The organism is Vibrio sinaloensis (assembly GCF_023195835.1).
In the GTDB taxonomy this organism is placed as follows: domain Bacteria; phylum Pseudomonadota; class Gammaproteobacteria; order Enterobacterales; family Vibrionaceae; genus Vibrio; species Vibrio sinaloensis_C.
Window position 1 is genome coordinate 442,511 of the sequence record NZ_CP096199.1, and the last position, 20,539, is coordinate 463,049.

Annotated in this window: 20 protein-coding genes and 1 other RNA gene; 12 read left to right on the plus strand and 9 right to left on the minus strand. The window is 47.5% G+C overall.

Features of this window, described 5'->3' with window-relative positions; translation table 11 throughout:
- Positions 1-337: 337 nt before the first annotated feature.
- From MTO69_RS02120 to ilvN, 6 genes are all read left to right on the plus strand, one after another.
- A complete protein-coding gene (locus tag MTO69_RS02120; protein ID WP_248330697.1) occupies positions 338-865 on the plus strand; it encodes a phosphatase PAP2 family protein in 528 nt (175 codons plus the stop codon).
- Positions 866-868: 3 nt separating this feature from the next.
- Positions 869-1,915, plus strand: coding sequence for an MJ1255/VC2487 family glycosyltransferase (locus MTO69_RS02125; RefSeq protein ID WP_248330699.1), 1,047 nt, complete (start codon positions 869-871; stop codon positions 1,913-1,915).
- 393 nt (positions 1,916-2,308) lie between these two features.
- On the plus strand, positions 2,309-3,268 hold the full coding sequence (gene leuO / locus MTO69_RS02130) for a transcriptional regulator LeuO (protein WP_248330701.1): 960 nt from the start codon (positions 2,309-2,311) through the stop codon (positions 3,266-3,268).
- Between the two features lie 163 nt (positions 3,269-3,431).
- The gene (locus MTO69_RS02135) at positions 3,432-5,240 is read left to right on the plus strand and encodes an AMP-dependent synthetase/ligase (RefSeq protein ID WP_248330703.1); all 1,809 of its coding nucleotides are present in this window, start codon (positions 3,432-3,434) and stop codon (positions 5,238-5,240) included.
- Between the two features lie 440 nt (positions 5,241-5,680).
- Complete coding sequence (locus tag MTO69_RS02140; RefSeq protein WP_248330705.1) at positions 5,681-7,405, plus strand: acetolactate synthase 3 large subunit; 1,725 nt, start codon at positions 5,681-5,683, stop codon at positions 7,403-7,405.
- A gap of 1 nt (position 7,406) precedes the next feature.
- On the plus strand, positions 7,407-7,901 hold the full coding sequence (gene ilvN / locus MTO69_RS02145; protein WP_038174270.1) for an acetolactate synthase small subunit: 495 nt from the start codon (positions 7,407-7,409) through the stop codon (positions 7,899-7,901).
- A 63-nt stretch (positions 7,902-7,964) separates the two neighbouring features.
- On the opposite strand, the gene serA is transcribed toward ilvN, so the two are convergent.
- The 5 genes from serA to MTO69_RS02170 form a co-directional block, all read right to left on the minus strand.
- On the minus strand, positions 7,965-9,194 hold the full coding sequence (gene serA / locus MTO69_RS02150; RefSeq protein WP_248330707.1) for a phosphoglycerate dehydrogenase: 1,230 nt from the start codon (positions 9,192-9,194) through the stop codon (positions 7,965-7,967).
- Between the two features lie 252 nt (positions 9,195-9,446).
- A complete protein-coding gene (gene rpiA / locus MTO69_RS02155) occupies positions 9,447-10,103 on the minus strand; it encodes a ribose-5-phosphate isomerase RpiA (protein ID WP_248330709.1) in 657 nt (218 codons plus the stop codon).
- Positions 10,104-10,164: 61 nt separating this feature from the next.
- A complete protein-coding gene (locus MTO69_RS02160; protein ID WP_248330711.1) occupies positions 10,165-10,752 on the minus strand; it encodes a 5-formyltetrahydrofolate cyclo-ligase in 588 nt (195 codons plus the stop codon).
- 32 nt (positions 10,753-10,784) lie between these two features.
- Positions 10,785-10,967: non-coding RNA, 6S RNA (ssrS, locus tag MTO69_RS02165), on the minus strand.
- Positions 10,968-10,981: 14 nt separating this feature from the next.
- The gene (locus MTO69_RS02170) at positions 10,982-11,290 is read right to left on the minus strand and encodes a cell division protein ZapA (protein ID WP_248330713.1); all 309 of its coding nucleotides are present in this window, start codon (positions 11,288-11,290) and stop codon (positions 10,982-10,984) included.
- A 237-nt stretch (positions 11,291-11,527) separates the two neighbouring features.
- Between MTO69_RS02170 and MTO69_RS02175 the strand changes: the two genes are divergently transcribed.
- The 3 genes from MTO69_RS02175 to MTO69_RS02185 are packed head-to-tail and all read left to right on the plus strand — an operon-like array spanning position 11,528 to position 14,549.
- The gene (locus tag MTO69_RS02175) at positions 11,528-12,103 is read left to right on the plus strand and encodes a YecA family protein (RefSeq protein ID WP_248330715.1); all 576 of its coding nucleotides are present in this window, start codon (positions 11,528-11,530) and stop codon (positions 12,101-12,103) included.
- Between the two features lie 12 nt (positions 12,104-12,115).
- Positions 12,116-13,291 (plus strand): 2-octaprenyl-6-methoxyphenyl hydroxylase, encoded by a 1,176-nt coding sequence (gene ubiH, locus MTO69_RS02180; RefSeq protein ID WP_248330717.1) that lies wholly within the window; start codon positions 12,116-12,118, stop codon positions 13,289-13,291.
- A gap of 25 nt (positions 13,292-13,316) precedes the next feature.
- Entirely contained in the window at positions 13,317-14,549 is a 1,233-nt protein-coding gene (locus MTO69_RS02185) for an FAD-dependent 2-octaprenylphenol hydroxylase (RefSeq protein ID WP_248330719.1), read from the plus strand.
- 234 nt (positions 14,550-14,783) lie between these two features.
- Here MTO69_RS02185 and MTO69_RS02190 read toward each other — a convergent pair whose 3' ends face one another.
- From MTO69_RS02190 to ygfZ, 3 genes are all read right to left on the minus strand, one after another.
- Positions 14,784-14,990, minus strand: coding sequence for a DUF1107 domain-containing protein (locus tag MTO69_RS02190; RefSeq protein ID WP_248330721.1), 207 nt, complete (start codon positions 14,988-14,990; stop codon positions 14,784-14,786).
- Positions 14,991-15,610: 620 nt separating this feature from the next.
- Complete coding sequence (locus MTO69_RS02195) at positions 15,611-16,090, minus strand: aminoacyl-tRNA deacylase (RefSeq protein ID WP_248330723.1); 480 nt, start codon at positions 16,088-16,090, stop codon at positions 15,611-15,613.
- Positions 16,083-17,051 (minus strand): tRNA-modifying protein YgfZ, encoded by a 969-nt coding sequence (gene ygfZ / locus MTO69_RS02200; RefSeq protein ID WP_248330725.1) that lies wholly within the window; start codon positions 17,049-17,051, stop codon positions 16,083-16,085. Before ygfZ ends, MTO69_RS02195 begins: the two co-directional genes overlap by 8 nt.
- 202 nt (positions 17,052-17,253) lie before the next feature.
- Between ygfZ and MTO69_RS02205 the strand changes: the two genes are divergently transcribed.
- Positions 17,254-17,514, plus strand: a complete 261-nt coding sequence (locus MTO69_RS02205) for a succinate dehydrogenase assembly factor 2 (RefSeq protein ID WP_167420856.1) — start codon at positions 17,254-17,256, stop codon at positions 17,512-17,514.
- Positions 17,483-17,881, plus strand: a complete 399-nt coding sequence (locus tag MTO69_RS02210; RefSeq protein WP_248330727.1) for a protein YgfX — start codon at positions 17,483-17,485, stop codon at positions 17,879-17,881. Before MTO69_RS02205 ends, MTO69_RS02210 begins: the two co-directional genes overlap by 32 nt.
- Positions 17,882-17,921: 40 nt before the next feature.
- Here MTO69_RS02210 and nadB read toward each other — a convergent pair whose 3' ends face one another.
- On the minus strand, positions 17,922-19,541 hold the full coding sequence (nadB, locus tag MTO69_RS02215) for an L-aspartate oxidase (protein ID WP_248330729.1): 1,620 nt from the start codon (positions 19,539-19,541) through the stop codon (positions 17,922-17,924).
- Between the two features lie 407 nt (positions 19,542-19,948).
- On the opposite strand from nadB, the gene rpoE reads away from it, so the two are divergent.
- Entirely contained in the window at positions 19,949-20,527 is a 579-nt protein-coding gene (rpoE, locus tag MTO69_RS02220; protein WP_176288654.1) for an RNA polymerase sigma factor RpoE, read from the plus strand.
- Positions 20,528-20,539 lie beyond the last annotated feature (12 nt).

The window sequence follows — 20,539 nt, forward strand, 5'->3', positions numbered from 1 at the left end:
TGTGTGGTTATTTTTCTTCCACAGCCTACCCGCGCGATTTGGTCACGATAAGGAGGAGGCTCAGCAGGAGAGAAAAATGCTTGATCATTGTTAACGGTTCCTTGATGGGCGTTAAATTATCCACAAATTTAAGTTAACAAATTAGTACCGCACTCGACTTGCCACGTCAACCCTAAAGTTGTTTTTTTATTCAACTCGCCGCGTCGTTCGCAGGATATCTGCAAATCATCACCTTATCTCGAGAGCATTGTGTCATCGAAATGGCGTGAAACTTTCACCGATCTGTCACTGTGCATCAGTAGATTGAGCGTATCTGAATGAGAGAAAGGAGTAATGGATGCGCTCGATAGAACCGATTGCTAAGTTTGATCTGGCATTTTCTCTTTTTTGCTTGACCCACAAGTTCGCTCCGCCTATTTCTAGGCTGAGTAAGTCCATCTCGCATACCGGTGATGGTCATCTATATGCGCTACTCGGCATTATGGCTTACAGCCTCGGTGAGAGAGAAGGGCAATACTTTGTCACTGCGGCCTTGCTTGCTTTTGTGATAGAGCTGCCCGTGTATTGGCTGTGCAAGAATTTATTTAAACGACGTCGTCCACAAGAGCTTTCCGATTTAGTCACCTCCTATATTACGCCTTCAGATCGCTACAGCTTGCCCTCAGGTCATACCGCCGCCGCGTTTTTAATGGCCACGATCGCCAGTCATTTCTATCCGCAGATGTTTGGTGTTGTGTTTGTTTGGGCGAGCTTAATTGGTGCGGCGCGTGTGCTTTTAGGCGTGCACTTTTTAACGGATGTGATTTTAGGCGCCTTGCTTGGCCTCGGCTGCGCGCAGTTGGCATTAGCTTTGGTTGGAGGCTAAAAGATGAAGATATTATATGGAGTCCAAGGCACGGGGAATGGTCACATTGCCCGGGCTCGCGCGATGGCTCTCGAACTAGCGCAGCAAGGTTTTCATGTTGACTATCTTTTTACCGGCCGAGAGCCGACGAAGTATTTTTCGATGGAACCTTTTGGCGATTTCGCCACGCGTCGCGGGTTTACTTTTGTCAGCGAAAAGGGTCATGTGAACTATTTAAAGACCGCGACACACAACAATCTTTGGCAGTTTGCACAAGACGTCAATCAGCTTGAGCTAGAGCAGTACGACTTAGTGTTGAATGACTTTGAACCTGTCTCTGCTTGGGCGGCCAAGAGACATGGTGTGCCGTCGATCAGTATTAGTCATCAAAATGCGTTTCGTTACTCTGTACCGCTCAAGGGCGCTAGTTGGCTGGATAAGCAGATCGTACGCCATTTTGCACCGACCCAACACCATATCGGTTTACATTGGTATCACTTTGAACAACCCATTTTACCCCCCATCGTCTCAACACAGCCAACTCGCGGAGATGAAGAGTCGATGATCTTGGTCTACCTACCGTTTGAGCATCTCGATGATATTACTGACTTACTGCTCAGATTTACGACTCAGCCATTTGTCTGTTTTCATCCAGAAATCATCGAGCCGAGCCGTATCGACAACATTGAGTTTTTGCCACTCAGCGTCGAGCATTTTCATCATTATCTGGTGCGTTGTAGTGGAGTGATTGCTAATGGTGGCTTTGAACTGCCATCGGAAGCGCTAACACTGGGGAAGAAGCTATTACTTAAACCTCTGAGCGGACAATTTGAACAAATAAGCAACGTCGCCACACTTGAACAGCTCGGGCTGGCCACTTGTATGGAGTACCTGGATGCTTCGGTTGTTCGCTGTTGGCTCGATGAGGCTAGCGCGGAGAGTGTCAACTACCCGAATGTGGCTGCCGCGATTGTTGAGTGGATAAAGCAAGGCAATTGGGATGATAAGACACGTTTGTGTCGGGAGTTATGGGCTCAAGTGGACTTCCCAAGTTACGCGACTCACGTTTAACAATAGCCTTAGCTTGGACAGCAGTTAAGGGTGAATAATTGATGTCCGTTTTGGATCTTGAGCTCACTCATCACTCATGGACATAATTGCAACCTTGATGACTGCTGTGCGAAACAATAGCAAATTATTATATATATCTATAAATTGGCCTGCTTTATATTTTTTTAGCCAATGCTTAACTTTATGTATTATAAGGTGAAATTGAATATCCAGATAAAAAATACTGATTAATTGTCAATCTTATTGCTAAGCAACAAATGATTCGTAGATAGTAACGATTCGTCACGACATATCTGACACATAAATATAACGGATAGACGAAACACAGGTTTTCTATTCCAAACCGATTTCGATGAACAAATCTTACGACTATGAATTAATGAGGCTTTGCCGATGATTGAAAAGAAAGAATCTATGGGAGCTATTGCTAGTTACCGTATGGAAAGCACTCTCCGTGGAGTAGATCTCAACCTGCTAACCGTGTTTGATGCTGTGATGCAAGAACAAAATATTACGCGAGCAGCACATAACTTGGGGATGTCTCAACCTGCGGTGAGCAATGCTGTCGCTCGACTAAAAGTGATGTTTAATGACGAGTTGTTTATGCGTCAGGGGCGTGGTATTCAGCCAACCCAGCGCGCTCGTCAACTGTTTGGCCCTATTCGCCAAGCGTTGCAACTGATCCGCAACGAACTGCCAAGCTCTGTATTTTCTCCAGAGACTTCAACCCGCTTATTTAAACTGGCGATTTGTAGCCCGTGTGATATGCGTTTTGCGCCAAAGATCATGTCCAATATCCATCAGCAAGCGCCCAATGTGCAACTGCATCTAGATGCCGAGTTTGATCGTCGACTTGCCGAACGCATGCGCTATCAAGAGATTGATTTTGTGATTGATTATGCTCGCTTTGATGAGCAAGGCTTCTCAAGTACAGAGATGTTTCAAGATGAGTTAGTGGTCGTGACTTCAAAGGGGCACCCTCGCATTCAGGGTGACGTTAGCGCTGAAATGCTTGCCAATGAGCGCCATGCGAAACTGTCTAAAGTGCACGGCCAGCGCAGCTTCTCTGAACAGGCCTATCGCGAGCTCGATGTTCAGGCTTATTACGAAGGCACGAGTTTAAGCAACGTTCTATATGTGGTTGGCCAATCTGAACTTGTGACTATCGCGCCTCGTTGGATGGTAGAAAACGCGGCGAATAAGGAGCAATTACAGATACTGATCTTCCCATTCGAAAACAGCAAGATCAGCGGTTATTTGAGCTGGCATGAGTCGAGCGAAAAAGACAAAGGACACATCTGGCTGCGTGACCAATTAATGATGATCTGTGGTGAAGTGGTTGCTTTGAACTAATCGTCGTCAACCCTGATGTCTAAAGCCTTGAATGGTGTGCGCCATTCAAGGTTTTTTACTATTTATATTGATAACTTTGACGCCCATCAGTTGCCTTTTCTAACTTGAAATGTACACTTGTGCGCTGATTAAAGCTTACAGGTGTAAGCTAAAGGTAGTAAAAATGGCCAACCTAGATTTTCATATCGTAAAACGAATTCGAGACCAGATTGCACAAGGCAAAGATCGCATTGCCCTCAAGCATAAAGTAGGCAATATGTGGAACGGCATAAGCTGGAAGCAGTTTGGTCAGCAAGTTGATGCGCTGTCGCTTGCATTATTGGCTCAAGGCATTCGAGTCCAAGACAAAATCGGAATGTTTTCCAACAACATGCCCCAGTGGACAGTCGCTGACTTTGCCGCAATGCAGCTGCGCGCTGTTTCGGTACCGATTTACCCGACCAATACCGCTGCTCAATCAGCCTACATCTTGCAAAATGCCGATGTACGAGTGCTGTTTGTCGGTGAGCAGGCGCAATTTGATGCCGCTGTCTCTATTTTTGAGCAGTGCCCTGATCTCGAGTTGATTGTCGCCATGTCAGAGGATGTGAACATTGGTGAGCATAGCTTTGCTACTTCTTGGCAGCAATTTATTGCCCAAGCGAACCAAGCGCACCAGCAAGAGCTTGATACTCGCCTCGACCAAGCAAACTTCGATGATCTGTTAACGCTTATCTATACTTCAGGCACCACAGGTCAGCCTAAAGGGGTGATGCTAGATTATGCTAATATCGCCGCACAGCTAGAGGGCCACGATCAACGCTTGAGCCTGTCGCAACAGGATATCTCATTGTGTTTCTTACCGCTGTCGCACGTCTTTGAGCGCGCCTGGACGTTTTACGTGCTGTACAAGGGCGCAACCAACTGCTACCTACAAGACACCATGCAAGTACGCGATGCGCTGAGCCAAGTGCGTCCAACTGTCATGTGTGCAGTTCCTCGCTTCTACGAGAAGATCTTCTCAGCGATACACGAAAAAGTGGCCAAAGCGCCGTTTATCCGCAAAGTGCTGTTCACTTGGGCTGTGAACATGGGCGCGAAGATGGCGGTGTGTCATCAAGAGAGTCGCAAGCCTTCGCTGATATTGAAGAAATCACACGCTTTGGCAGACAAGCTGGTGTTGTCTAAGCTTCGCGCTCTGCTTGGAGGCAATATCCACTTTATGCCCTGTGGTGGTGCCAAGCTAGACGAAACCATCGGGCGCTTCTTCCACGCTATCGGAATCAACGTTAAGTTGGGCTACGGTATGACCGAAACGACAGCCACGGTTTCATGCTGGGATGACAAATGCTTCAACCCCGACTCTATTGGGATGTCGATGCCCGGCGCTCAAGTTAAGATTGGCGACAACAACGAGATCCTAGTTCGTGGACCTATGGTGATGCGCGGTTACTACAAGATGCCAGAAGAAACCGCCAAAACATTTGATGAGCACGGCTTTTTGAAAACGGGTGATGCCGGTCATATTGATGAAAATGGCAACTTGTTTATTACCGACCGCATCAAAGAGCTGATGAAAACATCGGGCGGAAAATACATTGCCCCACAAATGATTGAAGGGGCTATTGGTAAAGATCACTTTATTGAACAGATCGCTGTCATCGCGGATACGCGAAAGTTCGTGTCTGCGTTGATCGTCCCTTGCTTTGACTCACTCGAAGAGTATGCCAAAGAACTTAACATCAAATACCACGACCGTGTTGAGTTGGTGAAACATCATCAAATTGTTGAGATGCTGGAAAAGCGGGTCAACGATCTGCAACAAGAGCTGGCTAAGTTCGAGCAGGTGAAAAAATTTAAGTTGCTGCCCAAAGCATTCTCTATGGATGCTGGTGAACTGACGCCAACCCAGAAACTTCGCCGTAAAGTCATTAACGACAAATATCAGGATGAAATCGAAGAAATGTACACAGATAAGGCCGATAAAAAGTAGTTTATCTATGTGTTAATTTTCTGATTGAACAAATATCCCCCAGTACATCATCTCGATGGCTGGGGGATTTTTTTGGCACTTTAGTGGCAGGGGCCGAGGCGTCATCACTCTTCATTACTTGGAATGTTTGTCAAAATAATTGAGCGAATTTTTAACTGTATTTGGTGAATAACACTAATTGCGCGTCAATAAGCCAAGTGGTTTTGTTATGAAACGTCTGTTGAAAGAATAAAGTGCAGTTTGCGACAAAAATCGCATTAGACCCCTTGATAAGAAAGCGTTACATTTGTTGCGTAACCTTGCTTTATGTTACCTGTGAGCAAGGCATAGCCGAAAAAGTGGAAGTATTTCGAATTAGGCTACGAATAAGACCTAGACTATGAAAAACCAACCCATTGTGTCGACCTCATACAGTGGCTGATTGGTTAAGGAGAAAAAATATGGCAGCAATGTTGTCCGGTGCTGAGATGGTAGTTCAATCTCTGATCGAAGAAGGCGTCGAGCAGATCTTTGGCTACCCAGGTGGATCTGTACTTGATATTTACGATGCTCTGCACGCGAAAGATGATCAAATTAAGCATGTACTTGTTCGTCATGAACAAGCTGCGACTCATATGGCCGATGGCTATGCACGCGCAACAGGTAATCCTGGCGTGGTGCTGGTCTGCTCTGGCCCTGGTGCGACCAATACCATTACTGGTATAGCCACAGCCTATATGGACTCAATTCCAATGATTGTTATTTCAGGCAACGTGCCAAATAACATGATTGGTAATGACGCGTTTCAAGAGTGTGATATTGTTGGTGTTTCTCGCCCGGTCGTAAAGCATAGCTTTTTGGTGAAAAAGGCCGAAGACATCCCTGAAACGGTAAAAAAAGCCTTCTACATTGCGACCACCGGTCGACCTGGCCCGGTATTGATTGATTTGCCAAAAGATGTGATGAATCCTTTGGTGAAGCTACCTTACGAATACCCAAAATCGTTGTCGATGCGCTCTTACAAGCCGACCACTAGCGGACACAAAGGTCAGATTAAAAAAGGCCTTAAAGCGCTGCTGGAAGCGAAAAAACCGGTACTTTATGTCGGTGGCGGCGCCGTTATCTCTGAAGCGGAACAGCCTTTGCTTAAACTGGCCGAAGCACTCAACCTTCCGGTCGTTAGCACCTTGATGGGCTTGGGGGCATTCCCTGGTACACACAAAAACTCATTAGGTATGTTGGGAATGCATGGTCTTTATGAAGCGAATATGGCGATGCATAAAGCCGACCTTATTTTTGGTGTTGGGGTTCGCTTTGACGACCGTACCACTAATAACCTTGAGAAGTATTGCCCTAATGCCAAGGTCATGCATATCGATATCGATCCCTCTTCGATCTCTAAGAATGTCAAAGCGGATCTCCCTATTGTTGGCTCTGCCGACAAAGTGTTACACAGCATGGTCAGTTTGTTGGAAGAGCAAGGTAGCACTAACGATCAACAGGCATTAAATTGCTGGTGGGATGAGATTCAAAGCTGGCGCGATCGTCAGTGTCTGAGCTATGAAACCTCGGCTGAACGCATCAAACCACAACAAGTAATAGAGACATTACACAAGCTGACCAATGGTGACGCTTACGTCGCTTCCGATGTTGGCCAGCACCAAATGTTTGCTGCCCTCTACTACCCGTTCAACAAGCCGCGTCGCTGGATAAACTCTGGTGGTCTAGGCACCATGGGCTTTGGTCTACCAGCGGGAATGGGGGTGAAATTTGCCAAACCGGATGAAGAGGTTGTCGTCGTGACCGGAGATGGCAGTATTCAAATGAATATCCAAGAGCTCTCGACGGCCCTTCAGTATGATATTCCAGTTAAGATCATTAACTTAAACAACCGATTCCTCGGCATGGTAAAACAGTGGCAAGACATTATTTACCAAGGCCGACACTCTAACTCATACATGAGTTCTGTTCCCGATTTTGCTGCCATCGCGGAAGCGTATGGTCATGTCGGTATTCGCATTGAAACCCCGGATCAACTTGAATCGGGTCTTAAGCAGGCGCTAGAGATGACAGATCGTCTCGTGTTTGTAGACATCAGTGTGGATGAAACCGAGCATGTGTACCCGATGCAAATCAAAGGTGAGGGTATGGACAAAATGTGGCTAAGCAAAACGGAGAGAACTTAATATGAGACACATTATTTCACTGCTATTGGAAAACCAACCGGGTGCGTTATCCCGAGTGGTTGGCTTGTTTTCTCAGCGTGCCTACAACATTGAGTCATTGACGGTTTCGCCTACTGATGATGAAACCTTATCTCGACTGAACATCACCACCATTTCTGATGATATGGAGCTTGAGCAGATCCAGAAGCAACTCAACAAACTGATTGATGTGCTTAAAGTGCAAGAAGTGACTGAGTTGGACCATATCGAACGTGAGTTGATGATGGTGAAAGTGAAAGCGAGTGGATTTTCTCGTGCTGAGGTAAAGCGCACTGCTGACATTTTTCGCGGTCAGATAGTCGATGTGACGGCCTCGCAATATACCGTACAGATGGCGGGTACCAGTGAAAAGCTGGACGCCTTTATCCAAGCTATTTCAGAAGTCACCGAAGTGATTGAAGTGGCCCGAAGTGGGGTAGTGGGTATCGCTCGTGGAGAGCGGGCACTCAAGCCTTAATCGAACAAACTACAGCAATAAAAAACCACCGCCAATGCGGTGGTTTTTTTGTCTTCTTTTCTATTAGTGAAGGATACGAGCGCGAATCGTGCCTTCGATACTTTTCAGTTTCAGCAACGCTTCTTCTGAACGTTCGGTTTCAACGTCAATCACCACGTAACCAAAGTCAGCGGCGGTCTGTAGGTACTGACCAGCAATGTTGATCCCTTCTTCGGCAAAGATGGTGTTGATTTGCGTCATGATACCCGGGCGGTTTTTGTGAATATGCAGCAGGCGCGAACAATCACGATGCTCTGGAAGCGATACCTCTGGGAAGTTAACGCTCGATAGCGTTGAACCATTGTCTGAATACTTGGCCAGTTTGCCCGCGACTTCGACACCAATGTTCTCTTGCGCTTCCTGGGTTGAGCCACCGACGTGAGGCGTCAGGATCACGTTGTCGAACTTTTGTAGCGGCGATTCGAATGGATCGGCATTGGTCTTTGGCTCAGTTGGGAATACATCGATGGCCGCCCCGGCCAGATGACCTGATTCCAAGGTATGGCATAACGCTTCAATATCTACCACAGTGCCGCGCGCCGCATTGATGAAAATAGCCCCTGGCTTCATGCGAGCAAATTCCTCAGCGCCCATCATGTTTTTCGTTTCTGGCGTTTCTGGGACGTGTAACGAAATCACATCACACTTATTGAGCAGTTCGCTCATGGTGTGTACTTGAGTGGCGTTACCGAGTGATAGTTTGTTTTCGATGTCATAGAAGTAGACACGCATACCTAAGTTTTCGGCAATGATACCGAGCTGGGTACCGATATGCCCATAACCTATGATACCCAGGCGCTTACCACGTGCTTCGTAAGAGTTGTCGGCGCTTTTCTTCCAGATACCACGGTGTGCTAGTGCGTTTTTCTCTGGAATGCCACGCAACAACAGTAGTATTTGGCCCAAGACCAATTCGGCGACACTGCGGGTGTTCGAGAATGGGGCATTGAACACAGGGATACCACGGCTAGCCGCAGCTTTGAGGTCAACTTGGTTAGTACCGATACAGAAGCAGCCAATCGCGACCAGTTTTTCTGCCGCGTTGATGACTTTTTCAGATAGGTTGGTACGCGAGCGAATGCCGATAAAATGCACGTCTTTTACTGCTTCGAGCAACTCGTCTTCGGCAAGAGAGCCTTTGTGGTACTCGATGTTGCTGTAGCCAGCCGCTTGGAGGACCTCTACCGATGATGGGTGCAGACCTTCAAGCAACAGAATCTTGATTTTATCTTTTTCCAGCGAAACTTTGGCCATTGTCTTCTTCCTTAAAGTGGGGAAATTGGGCTTAACTGGCGCACATTGGGCTAAAGCAGATAAAGCAAACGTTTTGCACGGCTTATAATATTACGCAAACGTTTTCCTTGTGCGTCTTCTGACCATTAAGTTATCAAAAAAAATACAGTTTGGGTAAGAAAATTACGGAATAAGGCATAATTTTTCTTGAGTAAAATGAAAAAAACGGCGCCAATTGGCGCCGCTTGTAATGAAATAACAAAAAAATCGATATTACTCTTCGATTTTCGCCCCTTCTGGCGTGCCAGTAATGACCACGTCGGCGCCGCGATGAGCAAATAGCCCAACCGTTACCACCCCAGGAATTGCGTTGATTTTGTCTTCTAGTGCTTTCGGGTCGGTAATCTTCATGTGGTGAACATCAAGGATGACGTTGCCGTTATCTGTGATCACGCCTTCACGATACGCAGGATCGCCGCCAAGCTTAACTAATTCACGCGCCACGTAAGAGCGAGCCATTGGAATGACTTCGACTGGCAGTGGGAACTGACCAAGTACATCTACCGCTTTGGTGTTGTCGACGATACAAACGAACTTGTCTGAAATGGCAGCAACAATCTTTTCACGCGTTAACGCGGCACCACCGCCTTTGATCATATCGCGAGTTGGGTTGATTTCATCGGCGCCATCAACATAGATGTCGAGTTTGGCGACGTCATTACAATCATACACTTCGATACCTAGCGCTTTGAGCTTCTCTGTTGATGCCTCAGAGCTTGACACTGCACCTTTAATTTCTTCTTTCATAGTGGCAAGTGCATCGATGAAGTGATTGACGGTCGAGCCAGTACCAACACCTACAATACTGCCTTCGGTCACATATTTCAGTGCTGCCCAACCAGCTTCTTTCTTCATTTCATCTTGAGTCATGCTCATCTCCTAAAAGCGGTAGTAATATGGTTTGCGGCGCGATTATATCGCCAAATCACCCTTATTCCCAATCCCAGATACGGCTCGGGGTCACTATTTTGGGCAGTGGCACATCCCAAGACTCCGCCGGGAGTTGCTCGACTTGCTGGCAGTCATGGGCAAGTCCGATGGGCTTTGGACCTTGACCCGTTGCGAACCATGGAGCGAGCGTACGGTCATAATAGCCGCCTCCCATGCCGAGGCGTTGTCCTTGACGATCAAAGGCGACTAACGGAGTACACACTAAATCTAGGTTGGCCACTGGGTAGACTTGGGTCTTGTCTAGCTTAGGTTCGGCAATCGAATATTGGTTGAGCACCATCGGTGTGTCACTTTGGTAGCGAAGAAACAGCAAATGCCCTTTGGAAAAAGGGTGGATGACAGGGAGATAGGTACATTTTCCTTGTTGCCATAGCCACTCGATCAGCGGCTTGGTGTCGATTTCGCCATCAGCGGTGAGATACAGAGCGATATGCTGGGCATAGTGTAGCTCTGGGAGTTGCGCGAACTGACGGACTAGATCCAGACCGGCAAGATACTGAGTATCGCTCGGCAGTTGGTTGCGCTTTTTACGGATATCGGCTCGGATTTGTTGACGAGAAACAGTCATAGTTGTACCCATGTTAGTCGGGTATCGAGTAGGGATACCCCAGAGTGCCGTTGGAGATATCGACCCTTGAACCAGCTGGTTCAAGGCGGATCAGCAGAGATAACCGTAGGCTTCTCGGTTCAAGCCGAGCTTGCTCAGTAGCTATCAAGTACTAACCCTTAGGTATTGCTTATCGGCTCAGGGACTTAATCCCCTCACGCACACTCCAGGGTAAATTTGTTGGTAAAGCTTACTGCTGTCCTGGCTTCACTTTACTGATTGCGTTGTCTAACGATGCTGAGAGCTGTTCCATTCGCTCAGATAAGGCATCTTGTTCCTGCTTTGAATCACTGTCACGAGCGTCTAGCTCATGACAAAAGTTTAATGCAACAAACGTCAAAAGTTGAACTTCGTTAGTGATTTTTGTTTTCGCGGCCATCTCTTTTAGGCGCTCATCAAGTCGCTTGGCGGCATTGATCAAAGACTCTTCTTGCCCTGCAGGACAGTTAACAAGAGTATGCTTGCCTAAGATTTCCACTTCTACCGCTTGATTACTCATACCGACTCTATATCTGTTGCTTGAGGTGATAAAGCAGATAATCACCGAGGGGGAAACTATAGAAAAACGCGTATTAAGATTCAAGCTTTTCCCCACCCACGACTGGAAATCAGCGGGCAAAAACACAGTAATTGGGCAATTTGGATAAAAGCTACTCACAATTGCGTAATCACTCGTTTTCGCTCGCTGTGGTAAGTGGTAGGATTGAGGTTATTTTCTCTGATTTAGGTCTATGCGATGAGCGATACCAAGTTACCCGATTATCTGACATTTGCCAGCGAACTGCAGTCTGCTGGGTTAGCGGTCAATCCTGCTGAGTTACACGGTTTACTCGCCGGCATGCTAAGTGGCGGTTTGAGCCTGACGGATAAAAGTTGGCAACCACTGGTGTATGACTATGTCAGTGAAGGCATGGGCTGGCCGAGTAAAGTGCTGCAACTTGCGCAATCCACATTGGATGCCTCGGTGGTTGAATTAACCGGCTCCGGTATGGATCTAGAGCTGCTGTTGCCTGATGAAGAAGCCAGCGCGACTCTGTTTGATGTGGCGGATGCGCTTGCTGACTGGGTGAACCACTTTATTTCGGGCGTTGGGTTGATCAACGCGCCGATCGGCAAAGCGGCTGCAGACGTAAAAGAGGCGCTGGCTGACCTCGAAGAGATCGCTAAGCTTGGCATTGATGAAGACGATGATATGGAAGAGCAAGCGCAGCTCCTTGAGCAAGTGATCGAGCATGTTAAAGCCTGTGTGTTGACCATTCACGCTGAATTTGGCCGTAAAGTCGAGGCTCAAGCGGCACCTACGATTCACTAATTAGGCAGCACTATGAAGCAGTTTGACGTGGTCATCGCAGGGGGTGCGATGGCCGGTATGACCTTAGCCTTAGCGCTAAATAAGCTTTCTCCGACGCCGTTATCTGTTGCGGTGATTGACCCTTTCCAAACCAATCATCAAGCGCACCCCGGTTTTGACTCTCGTTCGATTGCACTTAGCTATGGCACCGTAGCGATTCTTAAACAGTTTGGTTTATGGCAGGCGTTCAGTAAGTTCGCCACTCCCATTGAGCACATTCATGTCTCGGATCGCGCTCATGCAGGAATGACGGAGATCACTCGTCAGCAGCTGTGCGTTGAGGCGTTAGGTTACGTCGTTGAACTGGCCGATGTGGGTAACCTCTATCGTCAACAAGCGGAGCAGAACCCAAATATCTCTCTGATTGATGCGGCCGTGCAGCGACTGGAACGCAATCAACATAGCGTTAAGATAGAGCTAAGTGATGATAGCCAAATCGAAGCTAAATTGTTGGTGGCTGCCGACGGCGCGACGTCGACCTGTTGTGAGCAGGTAGGCCTAGAGCTACATCAACATGATTATGCTCAAGTGGCGGTCATTGCCAATATCGCCACAGAGCAAGCGCATTTGGGTAGAGCATTTGAGCGCTTTACCACCTCAGGTCCGGTCGCATTATTGCCGATGTCTCAAGGAAGAATGTCTCTGGTCTGGTGTCTTGACCCCGATCAGGCCAAGACCATGATGAAAGCCAGTGATGATGAATTCAAGCAGGCATTGCAACAGGCGTTTGGTTGGCGATTAGGTAAGATTAGCAAAGTTGGTCAGCGCGCCAGTTATCCATTACTACTGCGCTATCGTCAGCAGACTATCTCACACCGCGTCGCTGTCGTTGGAAATGCTGCGCAAACCTTGCATCCGATTGCGGGTCAAGGCTTTAATCTAGGAATTCGCGACGTCGCTACCTTGACGGAGCATATCGCTCTGTTTGCGGATGATCCCGGTTGTTATCAAGCGCTAAAACAGTATCAGCAGGCGCGCCAAGCAGATAGAGAAGCCACCATCACCATGACCTCAAGCTTAGTGCATCTCTTTTCCAACGATTATCTCTCGTTACGGATTGCGCGCAATCTTGGGCTCGCGGCGATGGATACACTACCGTTACTCAAAGCCCCTCTATTACAAAGAACGTTAGGTTTAGTCGCTCGTTAAGAGTGGCAACAAAGGACAACAAGAAATGATGCAAAGTGTTGATATCGCGATCGTTGGCGGTGGCATGGTTGGATTGGCTTTGGCTGCTGCGCTCAAAGAGACGGATTTGCGCATAGCGGTTATCGAAAGCCGTGAACCTGAGAGTGAGCTGCAAGCTTTGCCGGACGTACGTGTCTCTGCGCTAAGTCGCTCGAGTGAAGTCATTTTGCGCAATCTAGGCGCATGGCAAGGTATTGTTGAGCGCCGCGCTGCGCCTTACGCTGCGATGGAAGTGTGGGAGCAAGATAGCTTTGCTCGTATTGAATTTGAAGCGCAGCAACTGGCTCAACCGGATTTAGGCCATATTGTTGAGAATCGAGTGATTCAATTGGCGCTCCTTGAGCAAGTGAAACAGCAGCACAATGTTTCTTTGTATTTACCTGCCCAGTGCCAAACTCTGGCCATTGGTGAGCGCGAAGCGTGGATTACACTGGATGATGGTCAGGCCTTGACTGCCAAGCTGGTGGTGGGTGCGGATGGTGCTAACTCTTGGGTACGCAAGCAACAAGATATTCCACTGACGCATTGGGACTACGGGCATAGTGCGATTGTGGCCAATATTCGTACCGAAGACCCTCATCAAAGCGTTGCTCGCCAAATTTTTACTGCTCAAGGTCCGTTGGCTTTTCTTCCCCTTGGCGATAGTCATTTATGCTCCATTGTTTGGTCAACGGATCCGAATCGAGCTGAACGGCTGGTGAGTATGCCTGAGCAGGAGTTCAATAAAGCCTTGATCGCTGAGTTTGATCATCGCCTCGGCTTATGTGAGGTCGTGGGGGAGCGTTTCGCGTTTCCGCTAAAAATGCGCTACGCACGAGACTTTGTCGCCCCACGTGTTGCGCTGGTTGGTGACGCTGCACACACCATTCACCCGCTTGCAGGACAAGGGGTAAACTTAGGCCTGCTAGATGCAGCGAGTTTAGCTCAGGAGGTGATCCAACTACACCGAAGCGGACAAGACTTTGGTAGTCACCGTCATTTACGTGGTTATGAGCGCTGGCGAAAAGCAGAAGCGGCAAAAATGATTGCTGCGATGCAAGGCTTTAAGGATCTGTTTGAAGGTGACAACCCTGCGAAAAAGCTGATCCGCGGATTGGGAATGAAATTAGCGGGTCACTTGCCCGGCGCTAAAGATGAAATAATGAAGCGTGCATTGGGGCTTAAAGGACGCTTGCCTGAATTGGCTAAGCCGCTACCACTGAAATCACCGCAGCGATAAATTATACCAAACGGGATAAATAGGTGTTCAGATAATTGCGCAGGAAAAATCGTTGAGAGCAAGGCATAGATTGCAGCTAGCTAGTTGACCTACCTACACCATTTCTTGAAAACATAGCTACAACGACGCTATCAGCGATTTTGACCAGCAAGAATGATCAGATATTTATGCTGTTTGGTATTACCATAGCTTTAAATGATAAAGGGTTGGCAGAGCCAACCCTTTTTGAATTCGTTAAGCGTAGGCGCAGCGCAGTCGCATCACCTCTTGATTCACTTCTTTGACGGTCTTGAAATGCCGTGTCTCTGCTTTTTCTGGCAGGATAAGTTTACCGTTATCAAACTCAAACTTGCCCACACCATAGATGTATATTCTTCCCTTAAATAGCCGGCTAATGTGTTTAGCAATCATACCTGGTGTATAGCGCTTAAACAGTCTCATACGTCCTTCCTTCTTTTTAGCAAGCACTGCAGATTATACGTATTTGCCACCGTCAATAGTGTGATTCTTATGGTGGAATATGCAGTAAAAACAGTTTTGTGTGGATATTTGTGTTGCTGTAGGCAAAAACACGGATAAATATCCAATTAACTGTGATAGCTCCCTCATTTATGTTCTGTGATTGGAACTGGTGAGGATTATGATTCGTGACCTATTAGGCCTGATGTTTATGACAGTTTTAAGAATAGTTTAACTTTATCGGCGTGGTGTGAATATTGTGTAAAAAAGTTTAAAAAAAAGCCCGCATAAAATTTGCGGGCGAATAGTCACAGATGCATTACACAAAAAGTGGATGTCCTGAAACAATCAGTGGATTCACTTTTTTGTTGGAGAAGGATTTACACTTGTCAGATTAGAGCTTCCAATCCATTCATGTGTCGCGCCGCAAAAACGTAAGCAGCGCGTTCTTTAACCAACAGCCGCAGCATACTGCAAAAATGCAATCGTGACTACTTATGCTTTAATAATGAATAATAATTTAAACATTAGAAACCAATGATGCGAAGCTGATCATGCTAAAATGTAATCCATTGCAAAATCTAGCGCGTTATCGCTAATCATCATTGGTCACGGCAGATCTCCCCGACAATAGGCTGACAGAGTTGTACTAGATCTTCACAGCGCAATGCGACTCCAGCCATATTTGATCCGCTGCTGATCGTGACTTCTGGCTCGGTCAGCAACCGTTGATCAAAAACTACCACCATCGGAGTCCTTAACAGGATCGGCACTACAGTGCCGACTTGGTAACCCGTGAGGCTGACGACCTCCTGCATTCCCACACAGGTCATGCGTCGCCAATCGAGTAAGGAGCGCACTTTCTTTGGATCGACCGCCTGATCTCCGGGCGCACAAGCAATCGCATATCGGTTGCTCATATCACGCATCACTATCGACTTGACCATCTGCGCAGGGCGAATACCACGCTGCCTAGCGGCATCCTCTATGGTGGTGGCTGGGGTTTGATGTGGCAGCAGGCGAAATGGAACCTGCTGCGACTCCAGATATTGAGTGATATGGGTCGAAATGATGTTAGTCATTGTCTTCTAGCGAATAGGGAAGGGGAGCAAAGCGCCATAGCTGTTGAGGCTGCTGTTTCAGTCTCAACTGGGTATCAGCTTCAAGGTTATTCGGTAGCACAGCAATGGCGAGCGCTTTATTGTCACTGTAGCGATAGCTGGCCAGTAACTTACCCGCACTGCGCCAATTGTCACCGACGGCGCGCTCTAACTCTGCGTTGGCCTCAATCGTTTGTTCAGCACTGCCTTCGATAATGAATAGCGCACGTTTATTGATGCCGCGATATTTTGCGCGAGCCACCGTCTCTTGTCCGGTATAACAGCCTTTGCTAAAGCTGATGCCATTTAGTGCCTGAACGTTGAGCGCTTGTGGAATATGTTCGTTTTGCTGTTCTGCAGTCAGGCGCGGATAACCGGCCTTGATGTCGAGTAGGGTCCAAAGTGCTGAGTCGACCTTAGGCGCATCGCTAGCAAGAACCAATGATTTCGCTGCCTCTTCAGTTAAAGCCAGTAGCCAACGATTGGCGTCTATTTTGACGGCTGTGCCGCCGTCAATCGAGCGCACCTCGCCGGTTTGATCAGATAGGCTATTGATTAAGCTGTCGGCGTCTGCGCCCATAACCCCGAGTAAGGTATCTTTGCTGTGCTCAAACTCGACTTTAGAGAAAATCGCGTATTTCTTTAATTCAGCCAATTCCTTTTCAATCAACTCTTTAGGCTGCAACATGGCATAACCTTGTCGATGATGAAACAGTTGAAATACGCTCCAAACTTTACCTTTGGCGTCACAGTGGGCGCCAACAGTCGATTGACTTGGATCTAGGGTGACAACATCACAGGTCACTTGCCCTTGTAGATATGACTTACTGTCGTTACCATGCGCAGTGATCATCCCCCAGTCATTGAGTACAGTAATAGCCAGCGAAGGGAGTGCGTCATTGGAGGAGAGTTGCAATGGTGCGAAATCGTTGTTCCAGTCCATGATGAATACCTAACAATAATCGAATGGTTGCTATGTTATCGCCTATTGTTGGTGATAAACAACCTTTTGAGTTGTGTGCCATTTGTTTCAACAGCAAGGATGAAAAAACACGCTCTGGTCGGGAGTGTGACTGGCGTACTAGTTGTCGGCTGGTTTGCTTGTTACACTCGGGCCACACAACCTGGTTTGGTGAGGAATTACAATGTATACCGCAGAAGAAAAAGCGCGGATCAAATGGGCATGCCGACGTGGAATGTTGGAACTCGATGTCGTGATAATGCCATTTTTTGAAGAATGTTTTGATAGCCTACAAGAGAATGAACAACGTGATTTTGTCTCACTGCTTGAATGCGATGATCCCGATCTGTTCACTTGGATCATGGGCCATGGTCGAAGTGAGAATCTAGGTCACGCTGCTATGGTAGATAAAATTGTCGCCCACAACCTCAGTAAAGTGCGCTAGGGTTGTCCTGACGCCATCGAAACATGCCAAGCAGGCCAACGTTATTTTCTCGACTTTGGCCTGTTTTACCACTCTGATTTCCCCACTTCCGCTTATTGCCATCGTCTTTCTATTAATCGTAATCGCTAAGCTTCACCCTCATCAGGTTTGGTTAGCCCCGGCACTACAAGGTGAAGTGACTTTTGTGTCACCTCGTCAGGCCGATACGGTCAATCACACTTATCAGATAAAAACGGTGTTGTTTCCATTGATGTCATTCGCATTGTTGCTTGTTCTACAGGATAACCAACGCAGACTCATTTGGCGCGACAGCCTACCTGATGTGAGCTACAGACAATTGGTGGTGTTACTAAAAAGGGAGCACTGATGAGCTCCCTTGAGTTAATAGCTAGTAATTCCGTTTGGAATTACTGATTTTTAAGCTTTTCAGGTATCAAAATTGTTGGTTGGCTATGTTCGGCCAGTTCTGGATAGTCAAGAGTGTAGTGTAGACCGCGACTCTCTTTACGCTCCATAGCACAACGTACCATCAGCTCCGCGACTTGCAGTAAGTTACGCAATTCTAGCAAGTTGTTCGAAACTCTAAAGTTACTGTAGTACTCGTGAGTTTCCTGCTGTAGCAGTTGAATGCGGCGCAGCGCTCGCTCCAGGCGTTTATCAGTCCGCACTATCCCCATATAGTCCCACATAAATAAGCGCAGTTCATGCCAGTTGTGTTGAATCACCACCTCTTCATCCGAGCAGTTCACTTGGCTTTCATCCCAAGCCGGCAGAGAGTCAGGCAACTGGGCTTTGTCTAAGTTGGCGATAATATCATTGGCTGCAGACCAGGCATAAACCACACACTCGAGCAATGAGTTTGACGCCATTCGATTGGCGCCGTGTAGGCCGGTATAGCTGACTTCGCCAATGGCATACAGTTGAGCAAGATCGGTTTGCCCTTGTTGATTGACCATGACCCCACCACAGGTGTAGTGCGCCGCAGGGACGACAGGAATAGGCTCCTTAGTCATATCAATGCCCAGTTCAAGTAGACGGGTATTGATGGTTGGGAAGTGTTTTTCGATAAAGTCTGCTGGCTTGTGGCTGATATCTAGGTACATGCAGTCTGCACCCAAACGCTTCATCTCAAAGTCGATGGCGCGGGCGACCACATCTCGAGGCGCCAGTTCTTCGCGCGGGTCAAAATCGGGCATAAAGCGCGAACCATCAGGACGTCGCAGATAAGCGCCTTCACCGCGCAGCGCTTCAGTGAGCAAAAAGTTACGTGCTTCTGGGTGGTACAGGCAGGTTGGGTGGAACTGGTTGAACTCCAAGTTGGCGACTCGGCAACCTGCTCGCCATGCCATCGCGATACCATCACCCGAAGAGACGTCTGGGTTGGAGGTGTACTGATACACCTTAGATGCACCACCAGTGGCAAGCACCACAAACTTGGCGCGCACTGTTTCAACGTGTTCTTGATTGCGGTTCCAGATGTAGGCCCCGACGATTTTTTTATTGTTTCCGCCAATTTTATCTTCGGTAATAAGATCAAGGGCATTATGGCGTTCGAGAACCGTAATGTTGGGATGATTGTGCACATTGTCTTGTAGCGATGTTTGCATCGCCATACCGGTTGCATCGGCGGCATGCAAAATACGTCGATGACTGTGGCCACCTTCGCGAGTGAGGTGATATCGAGGGGCGTCGTCGCTGTCGTTTTCTTCTCGATCAAAAGGGACGCCACCATCAATCAGCCATTGCACACACTCTTTGGCGTTTTTAGCGATAAACTCAACCGTCTCTTTTTCACACAAGCCTGCGCCTGCGATTAAGGTATCTTGAACGTGAGACTCAATGCTGTCGTCCTCATCGAAGACGGCGGCAATACCACCTTGCGCATAGTAGGTCGCGCCTTCGCTGCGCGGCCCCTTGCTGAGCACAATGACCTTGCCGTACTCGGCAACTCGTAGGGCTAAAGAAAGACCAGCGGCACCACTACCCACCACCAACACATCACACTGATGTTCACGGTTTGCGTTCATAAAACTGTTAAATTCCCGAGTTAAGTTGTCCCTAAGTCAAACTGCAATTATTTGACCGCAGCATGACAGGTCACTGAGCGACCTCGCTCTCAAATCATTTACAATGGCCTTTGCATTTTGGCTATAGTGCGCGTTAAGCGACTATAGTAGCACTGCCAGCCAGGCTTTGCTTGAATGCATTCACTGGTAATTTGCCATTGCATTTCAGTACCCAGAACCTCAAAATCGCGTAAGAGGTAGCTTAGTACGTCATTGTGTTAAAAAAGTTTGCAGAAAGATTGAACTTAAATTTTCCGACTAGGTCACAATAGTGCTCAAGTAGACAGTGGTGTCAAGACTACATTTTGCATAATTAATACTCATGTCTGAGAAGATAAGAGTGAATAACAATAGGAGTACCCGCTCGAATGAACGAGCAACTGACCGATCAAGTATTAATTGAGCGAGTTCAGAATGGGGATAAACAAGCATTCAACCTACTGGTGACTAAGTACCAGAACAAAGTTTGCAATCTTATTTCCCGCTATGTGAATAATCCGGGTGATGTTCCCGATGTAGCACAAGAAGCATTTATTAAGGCGTATCGAGCTATCCCGAGTTTTCGTGGAGAAAGTGCCTTCTATACTTGGTTATATCGGATTGCCGTTAATACTGCAAAAAACCATCTTGTGGCTCAAGGTCGGCGTCCACCAGCACAAGATGTCGATTCGGAAGACGCAGAATATTACGAAACGGGTAGTGCTTTAAAAGAAATATCGAACCCTGAGAACTTGACGTTGTCCAACGAGTTGAAACGGGTGGTATTTAGCGCAATTGAAGCGTTGCCTGATGATTTAAAAACCGCGATGACATTGCGTGAGCTCGATGGCTTAAGCTATGAAGAAATTGCCGCGGTAATGGATTGCCCTGTAGGAACGGTGCGCTCGCGTATCTTTCGTGCTCGCGAAGCGGTCGAAAAAAAGATTCAACCGCTAATGCAACGCTAGACCAGTAACTTT